This is a genomic window from Zobellia galactanivorans (assembly GCF_000973105.1).
In the GTDB taxonomy this organism is placed as follows: Bacteria; Bacteroidota; Bacteroidia; order Flavobacteriales; family Flavobacteriaceae; genus Zobellia; species Zobellia galactanivorans.
In genome coordinates this window covers 3,139,510-3,159,044 of record NC_015844.1, presented here as the reverse complement: position 1 = coordinate 3,159,044, position 19,535 = coordinate 3,139,510, and the positions used below count along the sequence as shown (strand labels likewise).

The 19,535-nt window shown below is 37.5% G+C and carries 14 protein-coding genes and 1 pseudogene; 2 read left to right on the top strand and 13 right to left on the bottom strand.

All coding sequences use genetic code 11. From position 1 onward, the window contains the following. On the top strand, window positions 1-1,746 hold the full coding sequence (locus tag ZOBGAL_RS12755; protein ID WP_013994041.1) for a hypothetical protein: 1,746 nt from the start codon (window positions 1-3) through the stop codon (window positions 1,744-1,746). 655 nt (window positions 1,747-2,401) lie between these two features. On the opposite strand, the gene ZOBGAL_RS12745 is transcribed toward ZOBGAL_RS12755, so the two are convergent. The 5 genes from ZOBGAL_RS12745 to ZOBGAL_RS12725 all read right to left on the bottom strand — a co-directional run bounded on the left by ZOBGAL_RS12745 (window position 2,402) and on the right by ZOBGAL_RS12725 (window position 9,637). After that, entirely contained in the window at window positions 2,402-3,898 is a 1,497-nt protein-coding gene (locus ZOBGAL_RS12745; protein WP_013994039.1) for a hypothetical protein, read from the bottom strand. 322 nt (window positions 3,899-4,220) lie between these two features. Beyond that, complete coding sequence (locus tag ZOBGAL_RS12740; RefSeq protein ID WP_013994038.1) at window positions 4,221-5,456, bottom strand: tyrosine-type recombinase/integrase; 1,236 nt, start codon at window positions 5,454-5,456, stop codon at window positions 4,221-4,223. 347 nt (window positions 5,457-5,803) lie between these two features. Beyond that, on the bottom strand, window positions 5,804-8,473 hold the full coding sequence (locus ZOBGAL_RS22715) for a carboxypeptidase-like regulatory domain-containing protein (RefSeq protein ID WP_013994037.1): 2,670 nt from the start codon (window positions 8,471-8,473) through the stop codon (window positions 5,804-5,806). 11 nt (window positions 8,474-8,484) lie between these two features. Then, window positions 8,485-9,189, bottom strand: a complete 705-nt coding sequence (locus tag ZOBGAL_RS22710) for a GLPGLI family protein (protein WP_013994036.1) — start codon at window positions 9,187-9,189, stop codon at window positions 8,485-8,487. 82 nt (window positions 9,190-9,271) lie between these two features. After that, on the bottom strand, window positions 9,272-9,637 hold the full coding sequence (locus ZOBGAL_RS12725) for a hypothetical protein (RefSeq protein WP_148560708.1): 366 nt from the start codon (window positions 9,635-9,637) through the stop codon (window positions 9,272-9,274). Window positions 9,638-9,785: 148 nt separating this feature from the next. Here ZOBGAL_RS12725 and ZOBGAL_RS24040 point away from each other — a divergent pair. Then, window positions 9,786-9,971, top strand: a pseudogene (locus tag ZOBGAL_RS24040) (integrase core domain-containing protein); the annotation flags it as partial. Between the two features lie 121 nt (window positions 9,972-10,092). Here ZOBGAL_RS24040 and ZOBGAL_RS12720 read toward each other — a convergent pair. From ZOBGAL_RS12720 to ZOBGAL_RS12680, 8 genes are all read right to left on the bottom strand, one after another. Beyond that, on the bottom strand, window positions 10,093-10,281 hold the full coding sequence (locus tag ZOBGAL_RS12720) for a hypothetical protein (protein WP_013994033.1): 189 nt from the start codon (window positions 10,279-10,281) through the stop codon (window positions 10,093-10,095). A gap of 302 nt (window positions 10,282-10,583) precedes the next feature. Further along, a complete protein-coding gene (locus tag ZOBGAL_RS12715; RefSeq protein ID WP_013994032.1) occupies window positions 10,584-11,780 on the bottom strand; it encodes a DUF3137 domain-containing protein in 1,197 nt (398 codons plus the stop codon). A 4-nt stretch (window positions 11,781-11,784) separates the two neighbouring features. Next, window positions 11,785-12,297 (bottom strand): LemA family protein, encoded by a 513-nt coding sequence (locus ZOBGAL_RS12710; RefSeq protein WP_013994031.1) that lies wholly within the window; start codon window positions 12,295-12,297, stop codon window positions 11,785-11,787. A 7-nt stretch (window positions 12,298-12,304) separates the two neighbouring features. Next, window positions 12,305-13,051, bottom strand: coding sequence for a hypothetical protein (locus ZOBGAL_RS12705; protein ID WP_013994030.1), 747 nt, complete (start codon window positions 13,049-13,051; stop codon window positions 12,305-12,307). An 823-nt stretch (window positions 13,052-13,874) separates the two neighbouring features. After that, a complete protein-coding gene (locus ZOBGAL_RS12695; protein WP_013994028.1) occupies window positions 13,875-15,131 on the bottom strand; it encodes a PepSY-associated TM helix domain-containing protein in 1,257 nt (418 codons plus the stop codon). Window positions 15,132-15,187: 56 nt separating this feature from the next. After that, the gene (locus ZOBGAL_RS12690; protein ID WP_013994027.1) at window positions 15,188-17,503 is read right to left on the bottom strand and encodes a TonB-dependent receptor; all 2,316 of its coding nucleotides are present in this window, start codon (window positions 17,501-17,503) and stop codon (window positions 15,188-15,190) included. 107 nt (window positions 17,504-17,610) lie between these two features. Continuing rightward, entirely contained in the window at window positions 17,611-17,985 is a 375-nt protein-coding gene (locus ZOBGAL_RS12685; protein ID WP_052725547.1) for a hypothetical protein, read from the bottom strand. 99 nt (window positions 17,986-18,084) lie between these two features. Beyond that, window positions 18,085-19,485, bottom strand: a complete 1,401-nt coding sequence (locus ZOBGAL_RS12680; RefSeq protein ID WP_013994025.1) for a sulfatase family protein — start codon at window positions 19,483-19,485, stop codon at window positions 18,085-18,087. Between the last annotated feature and the right edge of the window lie 50 nt (window positions 19,486-19,535).

Genomic DNA, 19,535 nt, shown 5'->3' with positions numbered 1-19,535 from the left:
ATGGTAGGAACAATACTTAAGTACGAAGATTTTTTCAACGACCCTATTCCTACAGATAAATTTGAGCTAATCAAACATATTCCTCGGGTTGAACTTATTGCATCTTTCTCTTCCATTAACCATATTTTAAAAAAGCCTTTAGACTTAGATTTTAATTATTCATTTGAAAATCAAATTAAAATTATCACCACCCTTTATCATATTCATGAAGAACCACGTGGTATTGACTATTGTAGAGCTTTTATTGAAAAGTTTAAAGAGCATTTTGATGCTTATGGAGGAGGTGTAACTTTAAGCACAAGAACCAGTTGTCTCTATGCATTAAACGAAATTCTATTTTGCGATACGCTAGAATTTGAAAATAAGCCAGGAATTAAGTTTTACCCAGATGATTATTTAGCAATTTTTAAGTTTCTTTTACTTTGCAACCAAGAAATGTTAGCTTACAATGAGTCTTATGAAAATGAAATAACTTCGGACAAGCTAGGAAAAGAATTTTTTGAAGCTTTCATGTTTAAAGAAATTCCAAGTAATCAATATAGCTATGTTCAGAACCCAATCAACCTATTAGAGCGAGGAAGACAGTTATTTGAATATTTAAAGGGCACATATAAACTGGAATTAAAAGATTTTACTTCAGAGTATAAACTTAATTCACCCGAACATTTTCTTAGCATTGTAGCAAACCATTTTGTATTTAATTCTGGTTTAGATTTCATTCAAGCCTACCGAGTAAAAAAATCAGATAAACTAGCCATTGAAAGATTAAATGCGCTCAGTAAAAGAGGTCTGGGAAGAGCCAATACAGGCATTCAGAAGTTTGAATTTTTAGAAATTAAAAAATCTCCACTGTATTGCGTAGAAAGTGAGGAAACAAATATTTACATATTGCTAGACAACACCTTTTTGATAGAAAAATCATATGAATTGTTTTTTTGGGATTTTTATTTTGAGATGCTTAGTAAAAAAGGAATAAGCATTAAAAAATGGGGTGGTGATGTCGGCTTGTTTTTTGAAGAATACGCAAAAGGTATTTTTGAATATTGCTTTAAAGATCATAAGGATATAATACTTAAATCAACAAAACAATTATTAATAGATGGCACAGAATATGCTGATTATTATATTCGGAGAAAAAGAAATGTTGTTTTAGTTCAGGCAAAGCGGTCTTATGTTCCACAAGTTGACTACAAGGAAGTTTACTCTTTGAAGGATTTTAATGAATTAGATAAAGATGAATTTTACAAAAGGTTTGGGTTAAACCAAATCGTTGAAATGTCCATTAAAAAATTTGATGATTATGCCTCAATCATAGACCCAAGCTTGCCAACTAACAAATTATTTATATACCCTGTATTACTAATTAATGAGCCTATTATATCTTTTGCCGTGACAACTTATATTTTCAATAAAAAATTTGAACAAATGTTGGCAAGGAAAGGAATAGAGCAGGAAAATACCAAATGGAGAATTAATAGACTTGTTGTATTACATGTCAGTGAGTTAGAAAGATTACAAGAATCATTAAACAAAAGGAAAATAAAATTAGACCAATTCCTCCAAGGGTATTCGGATAGTACTAATGTTAACCTTACCCAAAATAAATATGCTCCATTTCTTACCCTAGATCAATATATTAAACGAAAGATAACAGCATCTGCAATTCCTGAATATTTGTTGAATAAAGAAGAAGGGATTTTTAAACAAATATTGGATTTTGGTAAATTATCTAATAATCTAAATTAGAGATGGACGTTATTATTTTCTTAAATAGTATTAAGACTGTATTCATTTAAAACCGAATGATCACGATAAAAACTAGAAATTATTTGGATTGGAAAACAGCAACCAGAATTAGTTAGTTAAGCTTTTTAATAATGGAAACCAGTTTAAATTTTAAATAGATTATTTATTGTATAAAGCGCTAACATTGAACATAGATAAAAATATAGAACAAAGTGATTTCTTCGCTTCTGACCTTTTTTTAAAATGGAGGGAAATGATTGAAAAAGCAGAAAATTCTATTTGGATTTTCACACCTTATTGAGCATACCCTAACGAGTATATCGAAAAGAATAAAAATAGCCCGCATTCTCTAGTTATGACCGGTACCTAAATATGGGAGGAAGTCAGAAAAAAGGGTCAGTTTATAGAGTCAAACCTTAGTTATTTTTAACTAACACAGTTTACGAGATAGTGTCTAGAAAAAAGAACTATCCATTAAGAACTATCTTGGAAGCTTTCTCAATAGATATTTTTTGTTTCTTTTGAAAGTCTCGATTAACAGTTTTCATAGTGTCAGAAACTTTTGCATTGAAACTTGCAACAGATTTTGTAGATAATACAGTATAATTCTTACCAGTACTAAAACTACTTTTTACGATATGTGATTTTCTTTGACTCAACTTAAATTGTTATTAAACCTGAAATAGGTTTTAAAACCTTTCGGCAAACATATGAATTTTTCCCCAATTTTAAAAATGCATTGATTTGGATAAGCTGTAAACAAAATTGCGTTCTTTTTTATTTCACTTGCTTCTGTCGCATCCAATACCACTAATCCATCAGCAATATTCTTGCCATAATTCTCTTTTGAATAAAGTTCCGATATCCAAATAAATTTCGGCATTTTAGTAGTTATAATATTATCTGCTATTTCATCCTCAATTTCCTTTAAGCTAGAAATATGCGCTTTAAAAGATCTACTTGATGTAAGAAAAAATCTAAAAACAAAGTCATTACCAAAATTATAACCGAAATTATGATCACTTATTATTTCTAGAGACAAGATTTTTGCAATTTCAGCTTCTAAATAAATTTTTCGATAAAGCGGAACTACCAAAGAATTTACCTTGCAGTCTTTCCATTCTGGGTATTCTTCTTCATCATAATGTTCTGTCGGATTATTTAATTTTATTTGTATATGGGGAGTAACGTTATCATCTTGAATTATATAATCTCTTTCCACGTCAGAGTAATCAATATAATTTAAATCTATTCCATTGAAATTCAATACACGTTTTTTTTGAGTACTAAATTCTATGTTCTCTTCTCTTTTGTAACCAATTGCAATAATTGCATGACCAATTATATCATTTTCTAAGGCTACTATAGTAGGTATTCCACTTTCTACATAAATAGAGAGGATATTCTCTATTTCATTTTCATAAGCTTCGCTTCTAGAATATATATAAGTACCAAAGCCAAACTCTTTCAATGCATAACTAATTTGGTCTACCGTTAATCCTGCAGAAGGTAACATCCTTTTTTTAGAATATTTTGCCAACGCTTCTATTATAGTTGAAATTGCAACTGGTCTATAATCAGGATATTTACTGCCAAAATATTCCATAATTGCCCAAATTGTAGTTTCAGCGCATTTAATTGATTCACCATCTTGAGAGCTGTGAGGAAAACCGTTTACCTCTAGTCTAATGCCATTAAGCAAAATATTAGATTTGTATTCACATATTTGATACCCATTTTCTGCAAAAGCATTCTTAGCAATTATAGATCTACCAAAGATATTTGGGATAGTTGGTCTCAAAATAGAATAACCTAAAAATTTTGATTGAAGCTCATCAAATAAATCATTATTTCTAAAATGATCAGGTGTTATTTCATCTTCAAAAAAGGATATTCTTATACAATCCTTCGAATAAACTCTATGCTTTGAAGCAAAATATGTATAATAACTATCTCTATAAAATTTATCAACATAAGGTGTTTCAATGACTACATATAACTCTTCCTTGAGCTCATCAAATAAACTATCAATAATATTCTCTATATCTATTAATTCCTCATCTTCTTCGAGCATAAATGTACTCTTCAAAATTTTCAATATAGCAACAGTAGCTTCTTCAATTGGTGTTATATGTATTTCAATAAAATTCATTTCGCTAAGATAATTATTTACTACACTATAGCTATTTATAAAATAAACAATGAATATTCATTATTAACTTTAAAAAAAATACTACGAGAACTTTTTATTCTCAAGTTTTATGATAGAATAAACTTTCAAGATCAGACTTGGTCATACTTTAATTAAAATAATTCAAAAGATTTAATACTACTCCTGCCCTTTCAGCGAATTTTTGCTGAATAAGATTCACTCGTTTTTTCTTTCCTTAATAAATTCAGCTAACCCTTTCATTATATGTAATTAGATATAATTTCACCGTAACACATGAAATTATATGTATTTGCGCATAGTATTAATAATCATCAAAAACCGAATTAATTGCATTTATTCGAGCTGTATTATCCACCTGATGATATTGATTAAATGACTTTATATCTGTGTGGCCGCTAATACTCATAATAGTTTTGTCTGCAATACCTTTGTTACGCATTATGGTAATGAAACTCCTTCTCGCAGTATGTGTAGAAATGCGCTCATAAAAAGGTTTTACAAACCTTTCTTGAACTACACCTTTAGTTCTTGAATATTCCACATCATGACTAAGTCCCATCTTTTGGATAACCTCCTTTATAGCATCATTCTGCTTTTGATTGGAAATTAAAGGGAGTCGATAATCATACTTTTTTAATATGTCAATCGCAATTTGCGACATAGGAATAAGACGAGTAGCCTTGGTAGTATTCTTCTCTTCTTTCAACATAATACAATTTGAAGCAGTAACAACCCTCTTGTTTATTAATTTTAACTCTCCATATCTCATACCTGTCAGACATTGAAAAACAAAGACATCTTTAACCTTCTCTAGATGAAAAGTACCTACTGGAGTTTTATATAATTCAATGATTTGATCAAGACTTAAAACTTCCTCTCTTGTCAATACCCTTTGCGGTTTCTTAAAAGAATTGAAAGTATTATTATAAGAATAATTATTTCTGTAGGACCATAGCATGAATGTTTTAAAAAGCCCTACATTTCTACTGAAAGTGTTCGTATAATGATTTTTATACTCGTAACAAAAATCCGTGAAATCCGTGAAAAAGGTTTTATTTATTTTACTGAATGTAAGCTTATAGTTATAAACTTGCTCAAATTCTTGAAGTAGATTTTTAATGTTCGCATAGCGTTTGATCGTAGACTTTTTCCACACTTTCAGCTTTGTTTTCTCATCTGTAAACTTATCATATACTTCAAAAAAAGAGCTAGCCGTATCTACTCTTTGAAAAATCTTATCAAAATGTTCCTTTAGCATGATACTATCAAAAGCTTCTTCACTTCTTTCCCATTGAGACGTGATCGTATCAAACTCGTCTTCAAAGTCTCTTAACCGCTTCAAAATTTTACCTAAACTTCTAGAGACATTCCTACCTGTTCTATAGGGCCATTTATTATCAAAATCCCAATGCTCCGGTAAAATTGATTTTTGCGTAGAGTACACAAACTTCTTTTTTTCCTGATTAAAGTAGCAGGAAAACATAATCAAGGTTTCGGTTTTGGACTTGGGTTTTCTGAGGTAAAAAGAATATTTCATAATTTTAAAAAAATTCAATTAATTAATGCGTTGACAAAATCGTTGACAAAAATGTTATATCTGTATACTAAAAAAAGTTATAAACAGACATAAAAAAAAGACCTAATCAACTGTTTTTTAGAAACATACACATTAAAATTGAATATCTAAAACTATAAGAAAGAATAGCCTCCGGCTCCACAAAATAAAGCCACCTTCTGGGTGGCTTTTTTTGTTCCGCCTACGGGATTCGAAGGCCAGCGCGCCTTCTCGCCCCTTCGCCAAAAAGGTCTACCTGACCTTTTTTAACGCTCGGCCGTCTCCGGCTCCACGACACTCAAGAAACCACGACCAAAGGCGTGGTTTTTTTAAAGCTTATAATTGACATTTAGCATAATCGTTCTTGGAAACAAACGCTTACTGTTTTCCACAAAGAAAACAGATGTATATCGATTGGAAATTTGTCTTGCACTGTTGCCCAAGTTGTAAAGTTCGATGCCAATTTCAAATGGTGAATCTTCCTTTCTGTAAAAAATCCTTGACTCTATTAGATTAAAATAAGATTGGTTCCGCTGGCTTCTATTATTGTAAAAGTTTTGGTAAATGGAAAAGTCAAACTTCCAATCTTTATAATCATATACAATTGAGAAATCGATATCCGTAGACCAAGTAATATTGGTGAAAGAAGGGTTTTTATATTCCAAGAAGGAGTTTCTGGTTTCAAATTCGATATTCGGGGCCTCCTCAAAATTCGTAGTGAATTCCAGATTGTTATTGATATTAAGGGAATTATTAAATTGTTGTAATCCATTAAATATAGATATACCGTTCCTTTGAAAAAAACTGTTTTCCAGGGATAACTTCCAATACCTACGGTTATATCTCGTGCGAATGGTTGCATCGTATGATACGAAATCTCCATTCAATTGAAAGGGCGAGACGTTAACGTTGATACCATCGGATGAAATGCTCTGGACAATAGGATCTTTATGCTTTCTATACCCCAATTTTGCATAAAAACTTATGCCATAGGTCTTGAATAGAGAAAGGGAAAAAAGTGCCCTTTCATTTACGGGTTGTTCCAAAATAGAATTTCCAAGCACAACCCTGTTGAAATCATCAATGACTCTTCCGCTCAAACGGGATTGAGCGTCGGGGTTCGTGGTAGACATATTGTAGGACAATTTTATACTCTTTTTTTCATCAAAGTTCCATTCAATCTTTCCTATCGGCAGGAATCTAGAGTCGCTAAAATTGCTTACAGATGAAAACTGCTTATCGGTCCAAGAAATATTCTGCAGAACCAAACCAACATCAAATATAAAATTACCTCCAACGTACAATTTGTGTGACAACGAATTGTTCAATTCCGTCAAAAGGTTGCTAAAATCATTTCGGAAACCATCCAAACTTACCGATTCATTTTCGCCAATTACCTGGAAGGCGCTATTTTCAATATTATTTCGATAAATCTTCCCGTTAAGGCCAAAGGTTAACATTCTTGTCCTTTTGGGCCTATAGTGATGCTTTAAATCGAAATCGAAATTTGTAGTTTTTGCGTTACCGATGTCCTTAACTCCAAAACGGTCTGTGCCCTCCAAAACAATCTGTGGAGAGAAAATATTTGTATCGCTACGCCATGAATCCAGCAAGGCTTCGTTATTATTTTCAACGCTGAAACTTGCTGTTGAGACATTATTGCCGGAAAACCATTTATCAGCGGATAGATTAAAAAGCACCTTATCATTCCTGAGTTCATTTAACGTACCAAACTCCCGTAGCTCATCGATAATTTCAGAAAAGTTTGTCCCATCTACATTCAATTGCGACCTGTTATATGAAATATCCGCTTTTACAACGGTATAAAGATCAGGGGTATATTTATATTTCACTTTCCCAAAAAAAATAGCGTTCCTGTCGTTACGCTCATTGGTCTTATTCTCGACTGCCAAGGATGGTTGATAGATAAAATTGTTGGAATCCTGCCTGAATGATTTATCAAGCATTCCCAAGCTAAATATTCTCAACTCACTTTTATCATCGGGATTGAATTGAAAGTTATAGCCGCCGAACAAATGCTTGTTCCTGAAATAATCTTCGTTCTGAAGGAATTTGGCAGTGGGAGAGTTTAAAATGCTCAAAATAGCTTCTGGACTTTTTTCTCCCTCAATGTTCAAATAGTCCGATAGCGTAAAAGATTTCGATTGGGTGTTGTTAATGTCCCCTATAAAATTATGTACGGTAGTTGGAGAATATTTAAATACGCTGGGGTGAAATCGATATCTTTCCTCATGGCCGACAGCAGCCTCAATGTCTCCAAAGAAAAATCTTTTTTCCCCCTCCTTCAGCACGATGTTCATGACCAAGTTATCTGAGCTTTCAAACTCTTTAAGGAAAGGGGTATCGTTATGGTTCTCGATCATTTGTACCTCCTCCACAACATCTGCGGGAATGTTTTGGGTCGCCATTTTTGGTTGTCCCGTAAAGAAGGTCTTGTTTTCTACCATTACGCCATCGACTTTCTTATCCTTGAAAAAAACGTCCCCATCCCTGTTCACGGAAATACCTGGAAGTTTTTTTAATACGGCCCCCAACTTCCTCTCCTTGCCATTTACAAAGGCATCTGTCAGAAAGGTCGTCGTATCCTTTTTGACCTCTATGGGCGGCGTATAATTTAATATCACCTCTTCAAGCTCTTCAGCAGATTCTTTAAGCGTAAATTCTTTAAATGTATTACTATTGGTAAAGTTGATAGATTCTTTTATAGGCTCAAAGCCTATAAAAGTAATATTCAAGTCATATTGAGTATTAGAAAGGACTTGAGCAGAAAACCTCCCATTTTCGTCGGTGGTCGTAAAAGACAGTGCCTTTAATTTATCGTTGGGATATAGAATAATATTAGCACCTTCAAGACCTTTTTCCTCTGCATCCAAAACTGCGCCGGAGAAAATCAGTTTTTCTTGCGCATAGCATTGCTGTTCGCCAAATAAGACTAAAAACAAGGTGATGGTTGAGAACAGGATATTCTTCGGGAACAATCTTCAAAGTTTTAATCTTCAGTGACTTTTCTGGCCCTTATTTGGAGAGTTCTCTTTTCATCTTCACTGATAAGTCTTCCCGGCTTCAAATCCTTTATAGGCTTTATCCCGCCCTTCGGGTTGAGGCGTATTTCTTTGGCTACGAATATCACATGGCTACGTTGAAGCTGCAATATCAGTCCTGGAAGTCCCCCATAGCCAGCTGGCCCATAGGGTACAGGTATTTCAGGTGTGTACCACGCCTCTATGGTAAATTTAATTTCCGTGTAATATTGAACGTAGTCCATTGTCGCTTTGTAACACGTATATCCGTCAATTTTTTTGGTTTCGTTGTGCAATTCCCACCCCTTCATGCGGTCATCATATGAGACAATGTAAAGGGAGTCTAATATTTTCTTATTGTGGAGCGCTTCATTTGTTTTAGGATTTTGATACCACTTAAAATTTGAGTGGGCGACCCCGGTTGCAATTTTTGCCATGAACTTATCGTGTGGAACATGAGGTAATCCTTCAAAAAAGGAAGTCTCTTTATTGTACCTGAGCAGGTATTCCATATCATTAATCTCCCGTGAGACCTTCATTTTAAAGTCCTTATCCTTCTTCACATGGGGCATATCAAAAAAAATGGATTTGTATACAATCTCGCCCTCCTGCGAGTAAAAAGTTTGCAGGGCAAAGAAAAATAAGATGAAAATAAGGGATTTAGTAGTTTTCATATTCAAGATTCGATTTAAATGATATTTGTTAAATACAAAAAGTGGAACAGTCAGCTTTCCAAACTGTTCCACTTTTAAATGATTAACCTACGCAATGCTCGTAGGCCATTTCGTATATTTCATCGATGTCACCACCCACTGACGCTTCTTGTTCCGCTGCTTGGCAAGCATAAGTGTGACAATCGGACGCTTCCTTTTCTTCTACCATATCGGTATTAGGAGCACTAGCAAAAGCAGGTGCCGCTACAAAAGCAAATGCAAATAAAAAAGCTACTTTTTTCGTAAGGTCCATTTCTGGAGAAAAGCGATTATATTTTTTGGTGAACCAATTCTCTTTGTACAAAAGGCTCATTTGGTCAGTACCCATAAGACCTATTTCTATTTTCGATTGGGGCCATGCATTTGAACACATAACAAATGCAAACAAGACGTGTATGAATGTTTTCAATCTCGTATAAACATTTTAAATATAGACAAAAATAAAAAATAAGTAAGAATTATCCCATAACGTATTAATGTTTTTTAAATACACGTAGTCTTTTTCTTTCCTTGACCACATTTTGGTCTAAAGCTATCTATGAACGGGAAGGGCAACCGACAATGCATTTATAGAGTGCTTATGGAGAAGCGTAAAGTATGAGAAAATCTATCTGACCCCACCAAGTGATGGACTCGATCTGTTCCTACTATTGGCGGAATACTTTGAATATTACAACAAGGAAAGAAGGCATGAATCATTAGCATATGATAGACCGATGGATGTCTTTAAAAAAGCAGCATAAATTAAGCTAGGTTTATAGAAAACCTGTCCTACTAATTGGGGAATGAACATTTAAAGTTTTCTTAACTTTTTCTCAAGTAAGACATCCGATTACCTAGACATAATTGAAAGAAATCTTCCTTTTAATCTCCTCCCGACAAACAGGTAAACATCGAAATTTGAATTTGATAGAGGTTCATTAAAAGCTCCAAATCAATACATGATTTTTCCGATGACCTGAACAAATCCGATGTAAACGGAATCATCGATAACGACCACTCCCAGGGCCTAAAGATGCCCTTTATCACTTCAATGGATTCTTTGAACAGCATCCGGGGACTAGAAATAAATACTTAAAATGGAATACCAACAAAGACTAGGAATGGCTAAAATTATATGTATTAGCCGTCAAAAGAGTGGTGTAGGCGCAAGCCATTTAACTTCTGAATAACTTGAAATTGTGAATCGATATGGGCTTGTAAAAGATGGTCTTTTCCTAAAAAAATATAAACAGGGCCGATGGACCTCTGCGTATTTGAATCATATCAAAACTAAAAAAATACATTTCTTAGCATATTTAAGACTATCTCATAACCTTGTCCACTTCCACATCAAAAAGTACCTTTGCCCTCGGCTATTCCTTTGTCCAGATTCGGTTACTGATATTCAGCTCGGTTATGAGGTTTTTTATTACGTTCAGGTCGTTATGGATATCTTCGATCGTATTGACTTGTATCTCATCTTCACCGATAATGATGTTTTCAAAGAAGTCTTTGCTCATGGGCGCTATCAAGTAGAGTTTTCCATCCTTTAAGGTCATCGACAAATCCCTTCCCAATCGTTTGTTGAGATTTTCTATAGCTTCTATAATCGAGGGACTTAAAACGTAGTATCCCATTTGGGTGTCTGATGCCTCTACGATATATTTCTTGTTTACAAACCTATTTTCAATACGCAGACGTTTCAATTTCTTTGAAAAATTGAACATTTTTCTGGAAGCGAATTTCTTCTTGGTTCGAATATGTACGGTCCCTTCAAAATTCTTATGGAAATCGGCATATAGGAAGAAGCCTTTGAAGTTCGTTTGAGTCCCGTAAAAAAAGGCTTTTTCGTCTACTTTAACATGGCCTCTGCCCTTTCCGAGGGATTGCTCATGGGAAACCGAATTCTTATCACTAAAATCTAAATCACCAATAGATCCAAAAAAGTCTAAAAAACCAATAATAAAGTCTAAATTAGTTCTGAATGCGATGGCAAATATGAGTCCGATAACAGCCCAACCACCTGGTTTTATACCTGTGGTCTTATAATAGAGCTCACAGAATTCAAATTCAACATTTTCGAGGTTTCCACTAAAATAGTCGTCCCCAAAAAACCAACGTTCCTTTAAGGACGAAAGCAGTGAGGGCGAAAAGAAGTCCGATTCTAAAATATGCGCCTCATCTACAATACCATCAAACCTGTAGTCAAGATCGCTGTATTTCTCTGTGATTATCTCTGGCAAGATATCGAGTTTAAAATCTCTTCTGAGTATTTCCGTATTCTTAAACCTGCCCAGTTGCTTTTTATAGGAACGAATCAGGTAAAAGAAAAAAAACCACCCGATACAACTCGACAAAAACGAGAATTTTGCCATGCCGTACAAAAAACCGGAACCTACATGAAAAATCAAGAGAATAATGAAAATCACAAATGAAACCAAAGCCACCACAAAGGCAAACAGCGAAAAAAGCCCTAAGAAAGAAGCTCCTACCAAGCGTAATTTAGAAGGGGGTTTGATGTTGACCGCTTTGGCCCTTACGGCATCAAAGTGTTCGGAATAAGTAGTCATGAAATTATAAAATAGTGTTTAGGTCGGGATTTCTCCTTTCTTCTTCGTTGGAGATAATGGATATATATTCTTCCTTAGAAAACCCGAACAATTTGGCCACAATGTTATTGGGAAAAACGGTGATGGAATCATTATAATTCAAAACCGCCCCGTTATAAGCTCTTTGCGAGGCCGAGATTTGCTCGGCATATTCGTTAATACTACGTTGGAGATGGATTACGGACTCGTTGGTTTTCAATTCGGGATAGTTTTCTACCGTAAGGTTAATGCCACCAAGTAAATGCGACAATTCTTGTTCGGCCTCCAACTGTTCATTTCTGTTTTTACTGTTTTGTATCGCCGCACGTAGTTCCGCTATTTTTTCGAATATTCCCTTCTCATGAGACATGTACTTTTTTAGAACAGCGACCAGATTCGGCAAGGCTTCAAATCTCTTTTTTAACTGAACGTCAATATTCTTTAACGCAAAATCGATCTGGTTTTTGTTTTTAACAATCTTGTTATAGGTGAAAATCATATCTCTTTTATAATAAATATATTAATACCCAAATAATGAAGCTGTTCACGATGCCGTACAATACCAAGGCCAACCTGAACGGAAACTTCAAGGTTATAAAAGTGGCATTTACGATCTTGGCCCCTATTCCATTCGTATCCCTCTCCCCGGTTTCTTTACCCGATTCCTCCTCATTGGCGATATCTTCATTCTCCAAAGCGGCCTGGGCCGACTTGCTCAAGAATATTTTCTTAAAAATAATATCGATCAACCAAGTAAAAGGCAGGGCAAACCATTTTATCCTTTTCGACAAAACCCCCTTTAAGGTCGGTCTGATCACATATAGCGCCACCCCTTTAAAAACATCGACAAAGGAATATTTTAAGGCTACATTGTTCGTTCGTTGTTCTTTTAGTTTGTTCGCATCGTCATACACGTGTAATGCCGTATCCAATGTAATCGCATATACTTTTTCGAGATCCGATTTTATAGTACTAAAAAGGCGTATTACCGAAAACAGGATCACACTGGGCATTGTAACGACCAATGCTATTACAAAAAACAAAAAACCGGTAAACCAGTGATAGGTACCATAAACCGTTAAAACAAACAACACGACCAACACCGTAAGCAATACACTACCTACTACCTTGGCTATATATAACGGAAAAAAGACAGCATCCGAAACGGTCTCTACAAGTTCGTCTACCTCATATTTACTATAATCTAGACGTAAATCTTCTATTTTTTCACTACTCACTTCAAGATTACCCATAACATTATATACATAAGAAAATCGATTCAACAATAAGATGATTTTTTCTACAAATAAAGTTGTAATAATCGACTCAATTCATCGTATATCTTAACGACAATTCTACTATCTGAGTATATCCATCATTGATTATTGCGGTTTACCCCTAATATCCAGTCCCAAAAAACGCCTTACAAAACAGGGTGATTTTAAAAAGGGTGCAATGGCCCCGATAGAGAAATGACCCTATAAATTTTGATGCAAAAAAAATTCAGTCCTCAAGATGAAGACATCTATGATCAACATAGGGGCCTATACACTTGGCCCGAATTTAAAAGTTGTAGCCAAATCACAGCGCTACTTGAAACATAAAAAACCAGATAAGCATCCACCCCCACTGGTTTTACGCCATTCTATACATAGAAAACAAGGAATTGGTGATTTCCACCTCACTAAAGGACCAAATTGATTAATATCATATTTTTAGTTCCATATGATGCTTAGTTTTGGGAAAATTAAGATAAATGTGATATGAGAGGTAGTTCAAATACATTGATTTATGTGATTGCCGGCATAATTATACTTCATTTTGTCGTGGGCTTTATTTGGCTTATTTATAAAATGAACAAAAAGAAAGAGGATTAAATTCGATGTTTTCGATTTCAACATAACACTTGGTTGTAGCCTTGTCTATAGATTAAAACAACTCGCCTTTTTTAAAGAGGTATTACAAAGGAAAAACTGAATTCGGCGAAAAACCCATTTTCAAAAACAAAAAGACCTTTCAAAATATTCTGAAAGGTCTTTTCTGTTTGTATCTAAATAGAAGGAACCCTTGCCTATGCTACATTGCAGGCTCCCTCCTTTTTCTAAAATAGACCTTGACTTGGAAACCCATCCAAATCAGCAATAGGCTAAGCCCGAACAATGGAAACAAGAACCCCATAAAGATCAGTGCGATAACAACACCATAGCCCGCATTAAAGTTTTTTGATACTTTGGGTACGCCCCAATGTCCCTTCCTTTTTCGCAGGCTATAGGAAACCAATGCCGAAATGCTCATAACCGCAAGTAAAAGTGCCACTAACAGCATCAGATACCAGTTCCACGCACCGAACTGGCCCTGATGGAATGCCATGACCCACATTCTACCCCTCATCAGCAGGCCTACGTCGGCCCAAGTCTGTTTCAATACCGGTTCGCCACTAAATTGATCGTAATGGTACTTGACCTGCTTTTCAAGGTCTCTATAATAGGTATTGGATATGCTATATACGCCCATTTCACTTTTCGGAAAACCAATGCTCACCGTACCGGGCAGTTCCAATGCCTTGGCGGTTTCAACCATATCGTCTAAGCTCACCTTCTTTGTACCCGTTTCGGATTTAAGTCCGATTCCCATCCAAGTATTGGGATAGCCGGTTTGGGTTACGTCTTGCACCCATTTAAAATTACTGCCTACGACATCCGTCCACGGGAAGGCCCCGGCAAGTACCAAAAGTAAGAGGCCTGAAACCCAAAAGCCACTAATTGCGTGAACATCCCTAAAAAAGATGCGTTTACCTTCCTTTACCCTCGGAATAAAAAACGCCTTCAGTCCTTGGTTTCGGAAGGGCCAAAACACATACACCCCAGTCAAGATCAGCACGACCAACCAACTTGCGACAAGCTCTACCACTTTGGTCCCGAAGCTCCCCATGAGCAGCTCACCATGCAATTTACGCACCTTATACATCAAGCCCTCATTGGCTTTTACGGTACCTGAAACCTTGGCCCTATAAGGGTCTACGAACAGGCTTGTTTTATGTGAAAACCGTCCTGAAACGAATTCCGTTGCCTGATCAGGGTTCATGGGAACTACCATGGCATTGGGCTTATTTTCCATACGCGCATTGGCCAACTCCCATTGTTTTTGATAGGAAATGGGTGTTCCTACAGCCGCTACGGTTGTAATGGGCTCTTGGATCGGTTTTTCATATTTATCCTTAAAAAGGTAGATGCCCCCCGTAAGGGATAGGACGACAATAAAGGGCAGGCTTATAAGTCCGGCAATGAAATGCCATCGCCATAACCATTGGTTCAACAATTTGTTCTTTTTCATCTTTGCTTTTATAAAAAATTCCGCCCGGCCCTTAAGGCCCGACGGAATAAGATTGGTTAAAATAAATACCTGACGCCCCCGTGAAAAGCTAGTGGATTCCCAATAGAATAGCTGTTTTCCCCACTGAAACTACTATAAGAAGCCCTAGCGGCATAAAGCTCGTCAAAGATGTTCAAGGCATGGGCCCATAGCTCGATATGCTTTAAACGATATACCGCACGAAGATTAAAAATGCTGTGGCCTTTGTAGGTAGAAGTTCCAAAGGTACCGTCTCCCATATCTACCTGTCCCTCAAAACTGGTATTGTAATCCCCCACCAATTCATGTTCGGCGGTAATACTCAAATTTTCCAAAGGGCGATAGGTAATACGGCTAAGCCCCAAAAGTCGTGGTGCACTTTCCCTATCGGTACCCGAATAGTCGATACCGCTATCGAAAAAGCTAATATAGCGGTGCCTTGCATAACTCCCGTTATGGGTCAACGACAGTTTCGGCGAGGGCGTATAGGTAACACCGTACTCAATGCCGTATGACCGGGTCTTACCAGCATTGGTATTGATGAATACATCGTCGTCGTCCCTAATGGTGATCAAGGTATTTTTTCCGTCGATCATATAAAGGGCCCCATCGAGCTTTATTTTTTGCGCGATATTGAAATAGCCCCCCAGTTCATAATTGTTGTAAATACTGGGTTTTATATCCACCAATTCGTTCCGGTTACGGTAAAGGGTAGAAACCTGCGGCGGGGTAAAACCCTGGGAATAATTGGTGTATATTCCGGATAGGGCGTTAAAATTATAGTTGAACCCAAGTTTTGGGGTCAGGTTGCCATAAGTATCCGTCGACCTTTGGTCACCCAAGCCCTCCATACGGTTTCTATAGACATATTGAAAACGGTCGAAACGTAAGGCAGCCGTCATTTTCAATTTCTCGATAACGGAAATCTCATACTGGGCAAAACCGGCGTAGTTAAGAATATCGGCATTGTAATTGAGAATATAGCTACCGCTTTGAAGGCTAAAATCGATATTTCTCCCTGTTTCGGTATCTACGACTACCCTTGTGTTTTCGGCAATATAATCTTGAGGGGAAAAGTCGACCGTAGCGCCGAATACCAATTGGGAATCTTTAAAGTCAAAATCCAGTTTATGCTGCACCAATCCCATATAACTGTTATAGCGATTGCTATTTACCTCGCCGGACCCTTCGCCGGTCAATTGTCCATCTTCCCTGAACTGCCTAATCCGGTATGACGGATTTTGGTCCATCTGGTTCTTTCTAAAGACCAGGTTAAAAGAGGTCTTGTTGCGGTCGTTCCATCGGGTTTCCAAGGTACTACGGACGCGAAATGCAAGAGCATCGCGATCGGCAAAAGTCTGGTCGCTCTCAAAATTACCCCCGGTATAATCGGCTTCGCTCAAGGAGCCGGTCATATCGGAACGGTAATCGACCAAATCGATAACATTGGTCCATTCAGACCTGACCGATAGATCGTAGACCGTTTTAAAGGTAAGTGCAAATTTTTCGTAGTCGCTGAATTCTATAGGTCCGTTCTTGCGTTGGACAAAGTGTGTGCCCAGGTACAGGCCTAAACGGTCACTCGGTGAATCTGAAATCTCCAATTCGTAGCGCGAAAGCCCTAGATCGTTATGTTGCAGGCCCACGCTACCCGTAAGGTCTTCGGTGGGTCTTTTGGTTATGAAGTTAAAACTACCGCCTATGGCCTCACTACCATATATGCTCGATGCCGGACCCTTTAGCACCTCAACGCGCCCATAGGATATATCGTTCATTTCCAACAAGGCATTGTGGTTAAAAACAGAGGTGGGACGTATCTGCAGTCCATCCTCCAAGTACAAAAAGAGGGCCTTTGTAGACAGGGGCGACCGTACGGCCATCATATGTTGTTCATTACTCGCTACGCGGGAGGTCATCATAAAGACTCCCGACACTTGGTTGACCACCTGGTCGATACCAAAGGCCTTGGTTTCCGCAAGGTCCTTGCTATCGATAACCGAAATTGCCGCAGGCACCTCTGAACGTTTTTGGCTTTCCCTATTTCCGGTTACTACCACCTCGGTCAGGTTGGTCGTATTTTCCCGAAGAAGAGTTTGGTTGAAACCTTGCTTCAAGGTTTTTTGGGTTGTTAAAAAGCCCACATAACTAATGGACACCTGTGGATTGTCCAAGGCAATTTCATAAATGCCTTCGGCATCCGTCATGACTCCTATTGTAGTATCGGAAAGCGATACTATGGTCGCCCCCTCCAGGGGAACCCCGTTTTCGTCGGTAACCTGCCCCCGGTAAACGGTTTGGGCATTACCCGACAGCCCCGCCAATGCAATGACGAGGACAAAAAGTATATTTTTCATCTATAGTAGTGTTAAAAGTTCGGCACGGCCATATGCTCTTAAAGAACATACAAAGGCCTATTCGCGATGGAAATCGCAAATGCCAAGATTAGTTTCAAAAGCTATTTTTAGACGGTGAAGGTGGGGGGATGAAAATCGGAGAAACTATACAGATAACAGTAATTATCCGCTCGAAACAAAGGTGTCACGGAACGGTCTTTAAAAATCGTCTTTAAGGGAACAACTACAATATTCACAAAACCGATAGGATATTCACTTAGATTGATCTGCGGCAGGTTTTCCTGCTTTTCGCTTTCCTGCGCCTTGATCATCTGCATTAGGTAACACTTTCCGTTACACTCCAATTCGGGTTTATCGGTGTTGATACAAAGGAATTCGGCGATATAATCTTGATTGACAACAAATTCAAGGATAGGAAAGACCGGTCGCACCATGGCAACAAGGTAGAGCAGTGTCAAAAAAAGTGGGGCCAGACGCGTCATTCTCTTTTCAAAGGCCCAAAAATAGCTAAATAAGCTATTCAGAAAAAAGGTTTATTATCATTAGTTTTAAGAAATTGGAGGTGTTTGGGCTATTTTATGTTATTGCCCTTTATCCCTTTTCATTAGAACCAATGTGGGCAGATATGCATCTTCTCCTACCACACCAGGCCTTGGCACCAAAGTGCGTGACCCCTCTACAATACCGACCTCACGCTTATTTGAGCTTATTTCAATATCAAAGTCCCTTAACATCCTTTGCAGTTTTTTAACCACCTCCGGATTTTCATCCGCAACATCTAACGACTCCGCCAAATCTTCCTTTAGATTATACAATTCCCCATTCGTCAACAACTTCCAGTCACCCGACCTGACTGCCGACAAATTTCCCTTTTGTTGATAAAAGAACCGGTCATGGGGTGTTTTTGCACCTACCCTTCCTGCGAGAAGAGGCCATATATCTTTTCCATCAATAACCCGGTCATTGGGCAGGTCTATTTTCGCCAGCCCTGCAAACGTGGGCAACAGGTCGATGGTACCCGTTAATTCATCGCATTCACTTTCAGAAGGTATACGGCCCGGCCACCAAGCAATGGTAGGCACCCTATGCCCCCCTTCGTAAACCGAAGCCTTCCTTCCCCTTAAAGGGCCTGCAGAAAGGCCTCCAGCCGGTCCGTTGTCACTGGTAAAAAGCACTAAGGTACTTTTATCCAACTTCAAATCTTTCAGTGTTTCTAAAATTTGGCCAACATTCCAATCTATTTCTTCTATCTGTCCTTCCTCGGCAGTTTTAGCATTCGCCATAAATTCGGGGCTAGCCATTCGCGGAGCATGCACAAATGCTTGGGGTATGTAACAAAAGAATGGCTTTTCCTTATTTCTCTTTATGAAGCTAATGGCCTCTTCGGTAAATCGGCTACAAAGTTTGGCCTGTCCTGCCATATCCTCAACTAGGTATTCGATCGTATTTCCCCTCATTACGGGTAGATCAGGAAATTTCCAATTCTTGTTCCCTATCCACATATCACTAGAATAAGGTATTCCGTAGAATTCATCGAAACCTTGGTCCAAGGGCAAAAACCCCGGTTGGTCGCCCAAATGCCATTTCCCAAAGCATCCGGTGACATAATTCTTTGTTTTGAGCAACTCGGCAATCGTAATCTCTTTGGGGTTCAAGCCATGCGGGTCACCAGGGAAGAGCACAATATGATCAGAGCCCCAGTTTAGACCAACACGCTGAGGATAACACCCGGTCATCAAAGAGGCCCGCGAAGGAGTACAAACGGGCGAAGCCACGTAAAAGCTTGTAAGTTTCATTCCTTCCTTGGCCATTTTCACAAGGTTTGGCGTATAGTTCGTAGTCGAACCAAAAGGTGTTATATCGCCATACCCCATATCATCGATAAAAATGACTACTATATTAGGAACTTTTCGGTCTTGTGATCGGACAATAAAAGTTACAAACGATACCGCCAGGGCCAAAATCAAATTGGAATAATTCATATTTATTTGCTTCTAATCTTATTATCGGTATTCTCCCAAACTATTACCAA